Consider the following 12669-nt stretch of genomic DNA (forward strand, 5'->3'; position numbering starts at 1 on the left):
AAGCCGTGCACCTTCGCCCGGCGCCGCTGCTCAAGGCAGCGCCACCCCTGGCGAACACGCAAAGCCGGGAATGTTAAACAATGGGCCGGGGCGGCTCAAGGCAACCGCGCCGGCCTGGGGTGAGGATTTCTTCAGGCTCAGGGCAGGATCAGCGGCTTGCGCTGCTCTGAGAACAGGCTCCAGGTCGAGACGAACAGTGACGCGATGAGCGGGCCGATCACCGAAACCGTTCAGGCCGAAGACCGACAGCCCTCCCAAGGTCGACACCAGCACCAGGTAGTCAGGCAGGCGCGTGTCCTTGCCCACCAGAACAGGCCGCAGCAGGTTGTCGACCAGGCCGATCACGAACACACCGAATACCGCCAGCGTGATGCCCTTCCAGGCCGGCCCGCTGAGCATGAAATACAGCGCCACCGGGCCCCAGACAACGCCGGCGCCCACCGCTGGGAGCAACGAGAGGAACGCCATCAGCACCGCCCACAACAGCGAGCTGGGGATGCCCAAGGCCCAGAACATCACCCCACCCAGTGCGCCCTGGATCATGGCGACCAGCATATTGCCCTTGACCGTTGCCCGCACCACACGGGTGAACTTGAGCTGCAGGCGGCGCTTTTGATGCTCGGCCAGTGGAACGGCGCTGCGCAGGCGGCGGATAAGGTCCGGGCCGTCACGCAGGAAGAAGTACAGCAGGTAAAGCATGACGCCGAAGCCCACGATGACCTCGAACGTTCCCTGGCCGACGTAGAAGGCCTGGCTGGCTAGGACCTGGCCTCCGGCACTGGCCCATTGGGTCACTCGCTCGCGCAGGCCATCGAGGTTGCCCAGCCCCAGGCGGTCCACAAGATGCTGCATGGATGGCGGTAGCGCCTGCCGGGCCTGGTTTACATAGCCGGCGATGTCCCACTGACCGCTTTCGATGCTTTTGTAGACAGCCGCACCTTCCTGCACCAGTAAAGCGCTGATGATGATCATCGGCAGTACTGCCACTACCAGGCAGATGGCGAGGGTCGCGAGTGAAGTAACGTTGCGCCGCCATTTGAAGCGCTGCGCCAGGCGCCGCTGAATGGGCGTGAAGAGGATACCGAGGATGATTGCCCAGAACACTGCGCCGTAGTACGGCAGCATGATCCAGATAAAGGCAAGGGTGACCAGCACCACCAGCAGCAGGAGGGTTTTTTTCTGCAGATTCGCGTCGTTGTTCATGCAAGGCCTGTGTTCACCGGTGGGCGCCTGCATGGCGCCCTTGGCTTAGTCCACAGGCGGCCAGGCAAAGTTGCCCGGCCGTGACGATCAGATCCTGAACTGGCGCACCAACCGGCCCAGGCCATCGCCCAGGGCTGCAAGGCTACGCGAGGCAGCAGCGCTCTGCTGGGTCTCGTCGGCCACCTGGTCAACGGCTTGCGCAATCTGATGAACGCTGCGGTTGATCTCTTCAGCGACGGCCGTCTGTTCCTCGGCAGCGCTGGCGATCTGCGCGTTCATGCTGTTGATGGTTGCGATCAGCCCGCTGATGGCGTCCAGCGACTGGCCGGCAAGGTTGGCTTTGGCCGAAGTGCCATCACCGGCCTCGCTGGAACGGCGCATGGCCGCCACGGCGTCTTCGGTACCGCGCTGCAGGCGGTCGATCATGCCCTGGATTTCCTGAGTGCTCTGCTGAGTGCGGCTGGCAAGGGCACGCACCTCATCGGCCACAACAGCGAAGCCACGGCCGGCCTCCCCGGCGCGCGCAGCCTCGATGGCAGCGTTGAGTGCCAGCAGGTTGGTCTGCTCGGCGATCGAGCGGATCACGCTGAGCACACCGACGATCGATTGCACATCGCTCTGCAGGCTGTCCAGGGAGGCGCCGCTGCTGCGGATATCGCTGACCAGCGCGTGAATCTGCTGCACGCTGCCATCCACCACCTGGCGTGCCTGCTGGCCTTCGATGTCGGTCTGGTGGGCCGCTTGAGCAGCGTTCTGCGCGCTGTGGGCCACTTCCTGGGCGGCACTGGACATCTCGTTGATCGCTGTGGCGACCTGATCGGTTTCCTGGCGCTGCCGCTGCATGGCCTGTTCGGCGCGTTGGGCCTGGCTATCGACTTGCCCGACCAGGCTAGTCAGTTGGCCGGTCATGTCTGCTATCTGCCGAACCAGCGTGTGAATCTTGTCCACGAAACGGTTGAAGGAGCGGCCCAGATCGCCGATTTCATCGTGACCTGTATCGGGCAGGCGGCGGGTCAGGTCGCCCTCACCTGCTGCGATGTCGTCGAGGTTGGCTTTCATTGCCAGCAGCGGCTTGAGCAGGGTGCGGGCCAACACCAGGCCGGCGATCCCGATCACCACCAGCACCACTGCGGCGATACCGATGATGCTCAGCAGCATGTCACGCTGGCGCGCATCTACCTCCTTCTGAAGCTCCGCAACCTGAGCATCGATACCGTCGATGTTCACTGCGGTACCGAATGCCATGTCCCATTTGGGCAAGTAGTAGCTGTAGGCAAGTTTGGGCACCAAGGTCGAAGTGCCGGGCAGAGTCGAGGAGTAGGTTATGTAGTGGCTATTGTCCTTGGCGACATCGACAAGGCCTCGGTTCACGTAAACACCGTTGGGGTCCTTGGCATCGCTGAAGCTTTTGCCTACGCCCTCGGCACTGCTGCCCTTGAACAGGCGGACAGCCTTGGAGTCGTAGCCGAAGAAATACCCATCCTTGCCGTAGGTGACTTGCGACAACATCTTGATCGCTTGGTCACGGCTGGCAGTGTCGCCCTGGCTGGCTGCATCGTAGATGGGCTTGATAGTGCCCAATGCGATATTGACGTAATCCTGCAGCGTGCCGCGCGCGTCATTGAGCAGGCGCTCGCGCGTCTGTTCGACTTCGCGCTTGGCTTGCTGCTGCAGCAGGAACACCGAAAAAAGGCTGATCACGACAGCGAAAATCAGTACAGGCAAGATCGCCAACGACAGGACTTTGCCTTTCAGGCTCAGGCGCATGGGAAACTCTCAAAGCAGGGGGCTGGAATGCCTTGGTATCGGCCAGCCTTCATAAAGGTTTAATGACGTTCGACCACAACCTCCACCCGCAGGCCGCCCCACTCGCTGGTGGCCAGGCTCATCTGCCCACCCCAGGCTTCGACGATGTCGCGCACGATACCCAGCCCCAGGCCATGGCCCTGCACTGCTTCATCCAGGCGCTGCCCTCTTTCCAGCACGTGCTGGCGCCTTCAGGCTCGATGCCAGGGCCATCGTCCTCGACCAGGATACAAAATCTGCCGGCTTCAGCGCGGATGGTCAGGCGCACGCAGGCGTCAGCCCATTTGCACGCGTTATCCAGAAGGTTACCCAGCAGTTCGAGAACATCTTCGCGATCACGCGGGAGCACCAGCGTTGGTTGTGCGTGAACTTCAAGGTCCAGATGCTGGCCGTGAATCATCGCCAGGGTCTGCATCAGGCCAGGCAGTTCCTGGTCGCAATCGAAGCGAGCACCGGGCAACGCATCACCGGCCAGCCGCGCCCGGTTCAGCTCACGGCCCAGGCGTTGCTCGATGATCTCCAATTGCTTGGTGACCAACTGCCGAGCATCAGGCGCGGCAAGCCGCCCGCTGTCTGCGAGGTGGAGCAGCACCGCCAGGGGTGTTTTCAAGGCATGCCCAAGGTTGCCGACGGCATGCCTGGCGCGCTTGAGGCTGTCTTCGGTGTGGGCCAGCAGGTGGTTGATCTGTTCGATCAGCGGCTCGAGCTCCAGAGCGCCCCCTGGGTCCAGCTCACGTCGCTGGCCGTCACGCAGTTGTGCGATCTGCCGGCGCGCGCGCTCCAGTGGTCTAAGCGCACGTTTGACCGTGTAGCGCTGCAGCAGCAGGATGACCAGCAGCGCCAGTGCGCCAATCCCCAGCCCCAGCTGGCGCATGTGCGAGAAGCTTTGCCTGATGGGTGAGTAGTCCTGGGCGACGATGATCGCTACCGGCTGGCCCAGCCGCCGATAGTCCGCCCTGAGTACCAGCAGCCACTGTTGATCCGGCCCCGTAACGAGTTCATCGTGCAACCCGGGTTTGGCGGGGCTGGGCAGGTCGGCATCCCATAACGAGCGTGAGCGAAACGTCTGTTCGGGCGAATCGATCTTGAAATAACGCCCGGACAAAGGCCGATCATAAGCGGGCAGCAGGCGGTCCTGATTCAGTTGCAGGCCAGCAGGGCCTTTGTGCAACGCAATCAGCAGGTTTTCCGTTTCACCGCGCAGCCCGCTTTCCAGATACCGCTGCAATCCCTGCTCGAACAGCCACAACGTGACCTGTGCAGTCACCAGGCCCACGATGACCAGCACAGCCACGAGGCCCAGGCTCAAACGAGCCTGTATCGACCTCACACCCCCTCTCCGGTGAATCGATAGCCCTGGCCACGGCGCGTTTCGATCACCGTGCGGCCCAGCTTGCGCCGCAGGTGGTTGACGTGCACTTCCAGCACATTCGAGTCACGTTCGTTGGCACCGTCGTATAGGTGGTCTGTGAGCAGGGATTTGGATAGCACGCGGCCAGGATGAAGCATGAAATAGCGCAAGAGTCGAAACTCTGCGGTAGTGAGCGTAATGCTTTCATGCCCACGCCAGACACTCTGCTGCCCTTCGTCAAGGCGCAAGCCGGCCGCATCGAGGGTCGGCTGGTTGGGCAGCCCTTTGGCACGGCGAAGCAGGGATTGCAGGCGCAGGATCAGCTCGTCCGGGTGAAAGGGCTTGGTCAGGTAGTCGTCTGCCCCTGCTCGCAAACCCTCGATACGCTCCGCCCAGGAGTCGCGCGCGGTAAGCACCAGCACAGGCGTGGACAACCCTTGCGCGCGCCACTGTTGCAGCAACTCAAGGCCAGGAATGCCAGGCAAACCAAGGTCCAGCACGATGATGTCGTAGGGCTCCACGGCACCCTGGTGCAGGGCATCCCGGCCATCGGCCAGCCAATCGATGGCATAGCCCTGCCTGGCCAGTGTCGGCTGCAGCTCATCGGCCAGGGGCACGCTGTCTTCGACCAGTAACAGGCGCATCAGTCGTCTTCCTCGTCTTTGAGCAGGTGCCCGGTTGCTGCATCCAGCTCGATCTCGCGTACCGCACCCGACGCTGTCAACAGCTCCACCTCATAGATGTAGCGGCCATGATCGCGCTCAAGCTCGGCTTCGAGCAGCCGGGCACCGGGGTAGCGAGCCATTGCACTCGCCAACAACTGCTCCAGTGGCAAGATTGCGCCTTGCTGACGCAGTTTCAGCGCTTCGTCCTGGCCCAGATCGTGCGCTGACAACACGCTGGAGCATAGCGACAGCCCTACGGCCATCACACGTTGAAAGTGTCGGTGCATTAGAACTGCTTCCGAGAGGCATTGAACGTCAAAGGTAAACGCACTGGCTTAAGCACACCTGAATCCGCCCTGCCCCACCGCAGTTTTAGCGGGTACACTGGCCCTTTGTTTGACCATAGGAATGGCGTTAGCGTGGAAATCTTCAAAGAGTTCACCTTTGAATCAGCTCATAAGCTGCCCAATGTACCGGCCGGCCATAAATGTGGCCGCCTGCACGGTCATTCTTTCAAGGTGGCTGTGTACCTGAGCGGGCCGGTGGACCCTCATACAGGCTGGATTCGAGACTTCTCCGAAATCAAGGCTATCTTCAAGCCCATCTACGAACAGCTGGACCACAACTACCTCAACGACATCCCCGGGCTCGAGAACCCTACCAGCGAGAATCTATCGATATGGATCTGGCAGCAGCTCAAGCCACTGTTGCCTGAGCTGTCGAAGGTACGCGTGCATGAAACCTGTACCAGCGGGTGTGAATATCGCGGTGAATAGGTGAGCTGCCAAGGATGGCGCTCCCTAGGCTCTGTATGAAATGTATTCCGGCGAAGGCCAGGCAAGGCGAAAACAGGCGAGGAAGCGGAGTTTACTGGTTGTAAATGAGCATTCCGAGCCTGTTTTCAACGCAGCATGGGCGAGCTGGGATGCATTTCGTACAGAGCCTAAGCGTATGGCCGACACATGTTCACATGATCGACGGTATGACGTTTAGCCCGTCGAGTGCATCCAGTATTTGCAGTACCCGATCTTTAACGGACATGTCCCCCTCAAGCCTCAGGACGGGACAAGTACGCACGGACAGCCACTCCTGATGCCTGGCCAAGCTCCGTCCAGGAACGCCGCCCTCATCATACTGAGCTGCCCAAGCCAGAAATTCCGGATTTGCTTGACCGAACCGGCTTACTTCTCGACGTATCAATCTTTCGAGCCTGAGCTCAACAGGAAGATAAAGGAACACCACAAGATCAAATTCGTTCTCAAGCGGCTGACCCCAACCCATTATTGATCCGGCAACTATGGCACGGCCATGAGAGCGCATCTCTTGTAGCAAACGCTCTCCTCGCTGCGCTTTGTCTGCCAGATGTTGATACGGCGGGTTACTCGACAGCCACAGAAAATCATCTGCTTCCAGGTGAGGTGTGCTCAGTTCCTTTGCTAAAGCACCCGCTAAGGTTGAGGTGCCGGTACCTGCCGCGCCTGTAATCAAGATGTAACGTGCCGTCTCGTTAGTCATTTCGCTTTAAGCCACTCTAAGACAAGTTTGCCATCTCCGATACATTAACAGTGCCCCACTGATGCGGCAGCAGCCGTTCGATCTCACTCGCCTTCTGCGTCGGCAACCGCATATTGGTTCAGGCGGCGCGCCGCCAGCCAGATACCCACGCCATCGTGCACCGGTACTTTCATTCGATCAGCGCGGCGGTTGGCGAACAGATAAACCCAGTGCGGCTTCGCCGTACCGAATACGGCGACCACACGGGCCAGCGCCATGTCCGGGCAAGCGCGCATATTCATGGGCTCAGTGGCGAGCCAGATGGCGTCAATGCGGATCATTGCGAGAGGCTGCGGATGAAGCGGGCACATCCCTCCGGGTCGACCGAGCGCTTACGGCGCTCCTCTCGATTCACCTTCAAAAGATCATTTTTCTGATGCTTGGAAAAGACAAAACCCCAATCGTTTTCACGATTGGGGTTCTGCGGGTTTGAATCTTGACGATGACCTACTCTCACATGGGGAAACCCCACACTACCATCGGCGATGCGTCGTTTCACTGCTGAGTTCGGGATGGGATCAGGTGGTGCCAACGCTCTATGGTCGTCAAGAAATTCGGTAGCTGCCGCGCCTGGGCGTTGCAGCGAATTCAGGTATGTGATGGTTGTGTGTATCGGTGCGCATTTTCGGCTGTGTCGCTTCACCACCGCATCTGCGCTTTGGCAGATTGCTTGGGTGTTATATGGTCAAGCCTCACGGGCAATTAGTATGGGTTAGCTCAACGCCTCACAGCGCTTACACACCCCACCTATCAACGTCGTAGTCTTCGACGGCCCTTCAGGGGATTCTGGATCCCAGTGAGATCTCATCTTGAGGCAAGTTTCCCGCTTAGATGCTTTCAGCGGTTATCTCTTCCGAACATAGCTACCCGGCAATGCCACTGGCGTGACAACCGGAACACCAGAGGTTCGTCCACTCCGGTCCTCTCGTACTAGGAGCAGCCCCTCTCAAATCTCAAACGTCCACGGCAGATAGGGACCGAACTGTCTCACGACGTTCTAAACCCAGCTCGCGTACCACTTTAAATGGCGAACAGCCATACCCTTGGGACCGGCTTCAGCCCCAGGATGTGATGAGCCGACATCGAGGTGCCAAACACCGCCGTCGATATGAACTCTTGGGCGGTATCAGCCTGTTATCCCCGGAGTACCTTTTATCCGTTGAGCGATGGCCCTTCCATACAGAACCACCGGATCACTAAGACCTACTTTCGTACCTGCTCGACGTGTGGGTCTCGCAGTCAAGCGCGCTTTTGCCTTTATACTCTACGACCGATTTCCGACCGGTCTGAGCGCACCTTCGTACTCCTCCGTTACTCTTTGGGAGGAGACCGCCCCAGTCAAACTACCCACCATACACTGTCCTCGATCCGGATGACGGACCTGAGTTAGAACCTCAAGGTTGCCAGGGTGGTATTTCAAGGTTGGCTCCACGCAAACTGGCGTTCACGCTTCAAAGCCTCCCACCTATCCTACACAAGCAAGCTCAAAGTCCAGTGCAAAGCTATAGTAAAGGTTCACGGGGTCTTTCCGTCTAGCCGCGGATACACTGCATCTTCACAGCGATTTCAATTTCACTGAGTCTCGGGTGGAGACAGCGCCGCCATCGTTACGCCATTCGTGCAGGTCGGAACTTACCCGACAAGGAATTTCGCTACCTTAGGACCGTTATAGTTACGGCCGCCGTTTACCGGGGCTTCGATCAAGAGCTTCGCTTGCGCTAACCCCATCAATTAACCTTCCGGCACCGGGCAGGCGTCACACCCTATACGTCCACTTTCGTGTTTGCAGAGTGCTGTGTTTTTAATAAACAGTCGCAGCGGCCTGGTATCTTCGACCAGCCGGGGCTTACGCAGTAAATGCTTCACCCTGGCCGGCGCACCTTCTCCCGAAGTTACGGTGCCATTTTGCCTAGTTCCTTCACCCGAGTTCTCTCAAGCGCCTTGGTATTCTCTACCCAACCACCTGTGTCGGTTTGGGGTACGGTTCCCGGTTATCTGAAGCTTAGAAGCTTTTCCTGGAAGCATGGCATCGACCACTTCGCACTCTAGGAGCGCTCGTCATCAGCTCTCGGCCTTGAACACCCGGATTTGCCTAAGTGTTCGGCCTACCACCTTAAACTTGGACAACCAACGCCAAGCTGGCCTAGCCTTCTCCGTCCCTCCATCGCAATAACCGGAAGTACAGGAATATTAACCTGTTTTCCATCGACTACGCTTTTCAGCCTCGCCTTAGGGACCGACTAACCCTGCGTCGATTAACGTTGCGCAGGAAACCTTGGTCTTTCGGCGTGGGAGTTTTTCACTCCCATTGTCGTTACTCATGTCAGCATTCGCACTTCTGATACCTCCAGCAAGCTTCTCAACTCACCTTCACAGGCTTACAGAACGCTCCTCTACCGCGTCACCTAAGTGACACCCGTAGCTTCGGTACCTGGTTTGAGCCCCGTTACATCTTCCGCGCAGGCCGACTCGACTAGTGAGCTATTACGCTTTCTTTAAAGGGTGGCTGCTTCTAAGCCAACCTCCTAGCTGTCTAAGCCTTCCCACATCGTTTCCCACTTAACCAGGATTTTGGGACCTTAGCTGACGGTCTGGGTTGTTTCCCTTTTCACGACGGACGTTAGCACCCGCCGTGTGTCTCCCATGCTCGGCACTTGTAGGTATTCGGAGTTTGCATCGGTTTGGTAAGTCGGGATGACCCCCTAGCCGAAACAGTGCTCTACCCCCTACAGTGATACATGAGGCGCTACCTAAATAGCTTTCGAGGAGAACCAGCTATCTCCGAGCTTGATTAGCCTTTCACTCCGATCCACAGGTCATCCGCTAACTTTTCAACGGTAGTCGGTTCGGTCCTCCAGTCAGTGTTACCTAACCTTCAACCTGCCCATGGATAGATCGCCCGGTTTCGGGTCTATACCCAGCGACTAAACGCCCTATTAAGACTCGCTTTCGCTACGCCTCCCCTATTCGGTTAAGCTCGCCACTGAATATAAGTCGCTGACCCATTATACAAAAGGTACGCAGTCACAGAACAAGTCTGCTCCCACTGCTTGTACGCATACGGTTTCAGGTTCTATTTCACTCCCCTCTCCGGGGTTCTTTTCGCCTTTCCCTCACGGTACTGGTTCACTATCGGTCAGTCAGTAGTATTTAGCCTTGGAGGATGGTCCCCCCATGTTCAGACAAAGTTTCTCGTGCTCCGTCCTACTCGATTTCACTGCAAAGAGATTTTCGTGTACGGGGCTATCACCCACTATGGCCGCACTTTCCAGAGCGTTCCACTAATCTCGATACAGCTTAAGGGCTGGTCCCCGTTCGCTCGCCACTACTAAGGGAATCTCGGTTGATTTCTATTCCTCAGGGTACTTAGATGTTTCAGTTCCCCTGGTTCGCCTCTTGCACCTATGGATTCAGTACAAGATACCTAGGTTATCCTAGGTGGGTTCCCCCATTCAGAGATCTCCGGATCGCAGTCTATTTGCCGACTCCCCGGAGCTTATCGCAGGCTATCACGTCTTTCATCGCCTCTGACTGCCAAGGCATCCACCGTATGCGCTTCTTCACTTGACCATATAACCCCAAACAATCTGAGGCTGTATGAGCGAAGACGACATTCGCCGAAAATCCGCAAGTAGATACTCACAAATTTTACCTTGACCTGAACTGTGCCAGTGAAAGCACAGCTTCAGTCAATTTCTATCACATACCTAAATTTTTAAAGAACGATTCTGGAAAAACCAGAAAGCAAGGTTCGATACGAACATTGGTTTCTGCATTCTCACAAGGGACATGGTGGAGCCAAGCGGGATCGAACCGCTGACCTCCTGCGTGCAAGGCAGGCGCTCTCCCAGCTGAGCTATGGCCCCTAAACTGGTAGGTCTGGGCAGATTTGAACTGCCGACCTCACCCTTATCAGGGGTGCGCTCTAACCAACTGAGCTACAGACCTATATAGGGTCTAATCGTCTTTACAATCGAATCAAGCAATTCGTGTGGGTGCTTATGAGTCGCTGGGTCGTCGATTAAGGAGGTGATCCAGCCGCAGGTTCCCCTACGGCTACCTTGTTACGACTTCACCCCAGTCATGAATCACACCGTGGTAACCGTCCTCCCGAAGGTTAGACTAGCTACTTCTGGTGCAACCCACTCCCATGGTGTGACGGGCGGTGTGTACAAGGCCCGGGAACGTATTCACCGCGACATTCTGATTCGCGATTACTAGCGATTCCGACTTCACGCAGTCGAGTTGCAGACTGCGATCCGGACTACGATCGGTTTTGTGAGATTAGCTCCACCTCGCGGCTTGGCAACCCTCTGTACCGACCATTGTAGCACGTGTGTAGCCCAGGCCGTAAGGGCCATGATGACTTGACGTCATCCCCACCTTCCTCCGGTTTGTCACCGGCAGTCTCCTTAGAGTGCCCACCTTAACGTGCTGGTAACTAAGGACAAGGGTTGCGCTCGTTACGGGACTTAACCCAACATCTCACGACACGAGCTGACGACAGCCATGCAGCACCTGTGTCAGAGTTCCCGAAGGCACCGATCCATCTCTGGAAAGTTCTCTGCATGTCAAGGCCTGGTAAGGTTCTTCGCGTTGCTTCGAATTAAACCACATGCTCCACCGCTTGTGCGGGCCCCCGTCAATTCATTTGAGTTTTAACCTTGCGGCCGTACTCCCCAGGCGGTCAACTTAATGCGTTAGCTGCGCCACTAAAGTCTCAAGGACCCCAACGGCTAGTTGACATCGTTTACGGCGTGGACTACCAGGGTATCTAATCCTGTTTGCTCCCCACGCTTTCGCACCTCAGTGTCAGTATCAGTCCAGGTGGTCGCCTTCGCCACTGATGTTCCTTCCTATATCTACGCATTTCACCGCTACACAGGAAATTCCACCACCCTCTACCATACTCTAGCCTGCCAGTTTTGGATGCAGTTCCCAGGTTGAGCCCGGGGATTTCACATTCAACTTGGCAAACCACCTACGCGCGCTTTACGCCCAGTAATTCCGATTAACGCTTGCACCCTCTGTATTACCGCGGCTGCTGGCACAGAGTTAGCCGGTGCTTATTCTGTCGGTAACGTCAAAACTGCAAGGTATTAACCTACAGCCCTTCCTCCCAACTTAAAGTGCTTTACAATCCGAAGACCTTCTTCACACACGCGGCATGGCTGGATCAGGCTTTCGCCCATTGTCCAATATTCCCCACTGCTGCCTCCCGTAGGAGTCTGGACCGTGTCTCAGTTCCAGTGTGACTGATCATCCTCTCAGACCAGTTACGGATCGTCGCCTTGGTGAGCCATTACCTCACCAACTAGCTAATCCGACCTAGGCTCATCTGATAGCGTGAGGTCCGAAGATCCCCCACTTTCTCCCGTAGGACGTACGCGGTATTAGCGACCGTTTCCGGTCGTTATCCCCCACTATCAGGCAGATTCCTAGGCATTACTCACCCGTCCGCCGCTCGCCACCAGGAGCAAGCTCCCGTGCTGCCGCTCGACTTGCATGTGTTAGGCCTGCCGCCAGCGTTCAATCTGAGCCATGATCAAACTCTTCAGTTCAATACTGCTTTTGGGTTTTGAGAAAACCCTAAACTTGGCTCAGCCATCGCAATCTTCGTATAACGAAGAAAAACTCATTCGAATTCTCGCATGAGTCATTGTGAGGCTGATAATCTGTTGACCATCAGTCCAACTCACAAGCACCCACACGAATTGCTTGATTCAGTTGTTAAAGAGCGGTTGGTTGATTCTTTCGTCTCAACCGAGGCGCGCATTCTACGCTTCCCTCATTTCGTGTCAAGCGTTTATTTTCAGAAGTTTTCGTTAAAACCTTTGAAACATCAACCACTTGACTCGCTTCGCTACCTCTTGAAGCGGGAGGCGAATTCTACAGCGTTACAACCTGCTGTCAACCACCTTTTTCACCGCATTCAATCCGGAGACTGAAGCCACTCCAACCGCTTCAAAATCGCTAACTCGTTGAATCTAAAGGAGTTTCGCGTTACGTTGTCGCTGGAAGTGGGGCGCATTATAAGGGGCTGAGACGAGCCGTCAAGCGTTTATTCCAAAAACCACTGCGATTGCGTCA

6 protein-coding genes, 2 tRNA genes, 3 rRNA genes and 3 pseudogenes are annotated in these 12669 nt (G+C 56.9%); 1 reads left to right on the top strand and 13 read right to left on the bottom strand.

The features are described from left to right. Nucleotides 1-137: 137 nt before the first annotated feature. The 6 genes and pseudogenes from LN139_RS10775 to LN139_RS10795 all read right to left on the bottom strand — a co-directional run bounded on the left by LN139_RS10775 (nucleotide 138) and on the right by LN139_RS10795 (nucleotide 5312). Nucleotides 138-1203: pseudogene (locus tag LN139_RS10775) on the bottom strand (AI-2E family transporter). 87 nt (nucleotides 1204-1290) lie between these two features. Then, on the bottom strand, nucleotides 1291-2112 hold the full coding sequence (locus tag LN139_RS25640; RefSeq protein ID WP_442964429.1) for a methyl-accepting chemotaxis protein: 822 nt from the start codon (nucleotides 2110-2112) through the stop codon (nucleotides 1291-1293). A gap of 36 nt (nucleotides 2113-2148) precedes the next feature. Then, nucleotides 2149-2970, bottom strand: a pseudogene (locus tag LN139_RS25645) (cache domain-containing protein); the annotation flags it as partial. A gap of 59 nt (nucleotides 2971-3029) precedes the next feature. Then, nucleotides 3030-4339, bottom strand: a pseudogene (locus LN139_RS10785) (sensor histidine kinase). Further along, nucleotides 4336-5004, bottom strand: a complete 669-nt coding sequence (locus LN139_RS10790) for a response regulator transcription factor (protein ID WP_236359878.1) — start codon at nucleotides 5002-5004, stop codon at nucleotides 4336-4338. Before LN139_RS10790 ends, LN139_RS10785 begins: the two are co-directional and overlap by 4 nt. Next, nucleotides 5004-5312: a PepSY domain-containing protein gene (locus LN139_RS10795; protein WP_236359879.1), complete on the bottom strand. Its 309-nt coding sequence runs from the start codon at nucleotides 5310-5312 to the stop codon at nucleotides 5004-5006. Before LN139_RS10795 ends, LN139_RS10790 begins: the two co-directional genes overlap by 1 nt. A gap of 132 nt (nucleotides 5313-5444) precedes the next feature. Between LN139_RS10795 and queD the strand changes: the two genes are divergently transcribed. Further along, complete coding sequence (queD, locus tag LN139_RS10800; RefSeq protein WP_236359880.1) at nucleotides 5445-5801, top strand: 6-carboxytetrahydropterin synthase QueD; 357 nt, start codon at nucleotides 5445-5447, stop codon at nucleotides 5799-5801. A 190-nt stretch (nucleotides 5802-5991) separates the two neighbouring features. On the opposite strand, the gene LN139_RS10805 is transcribed toward queD, so the two are convergent. The 7 genes from LN139_RS10805 to LN139_RS10835 all read right to left on the bottom strand — a co-directional run bounded on the left by LN139_RS10805 (nucleotide 5992) and on the right by LN139_RS10835 (nucleotide 12140). Further along, nucleotides 5992-6540, bottom strand: coding sequence for an AAA family ATPase (locus LN139_RS10805; RefSeq protein WP_236359881.1), 549 nt, complete (start codon nucleotides 6538-6540; stop codon nucleotides 5992-5994). 83 nt (nucleotides 6541-6623) lie between these two features. Next, nucleotides 6624-6860, bottom strand: a complete 237-nt coding sequence (gene tnpB, locus LN139_RS10810) for an IS66 family insertion sequence element accessory protein TnpB (protein ID WP_236359882.1) — start codon at nucleotides 6858-6860, stop codon at nucleotides 6624-6626. Nucleotides 6861-7013: 153 nt separating this feature from the next. Then, a 5S ribosomal RNA gene (rrf, locus tag LN139_RS10815) occupies nucleotides 7014-7129 on the bottom strand. A gap of 131 nt (nucleotides 7130-7260) precedes the next feature. After that, nucleotides 7261-10149, bottom strand: a 23S ribosomal RNA gene (locus LN139_RS10820). A 220-nt stretch (nucleotides 10150-10369) separates the two neighbouring features. Next, nucleotides 10370-10445: transfer RNA gene (locus tag LN139_RS10825), tRNA-Ala, on the bottom strand. A 5-nt stretch (nucleotides 10446-10450) separates the two neighbouring features. Beyond that, a tRNA-Ile gene (locus tag LN139_RS10830) sits at nucleotides 10451-10527 on the bottom strand. Nucleotides 10528-10601: 74 nt separating this feature from the next. Next, a 16S ribosomal RNA gene (locus LN139_RS10835) occupies nucleotides 10602-12140 on the bottom strand. Together the 16S, 23S and 5S rRNA genes with 2 tRNA genes alongside form the textbook arrangement of a ribosomal RNA operon. Nucleotides 12141-12669 lie beyond the last annotated feature (529 nt).

Origin of the sequence: Pseudomonas sp. KNUC1026 (genome assembly GCF_021650705.1) — a bacterium.
In the GTDB taxonomy this organism is placed as follows: domain Bacteria; phylum Pseudomonadota; class Gammaproteobacteria; order Pseudomonadales; family Pseudomonadaceae; genus Aquipseudomonas.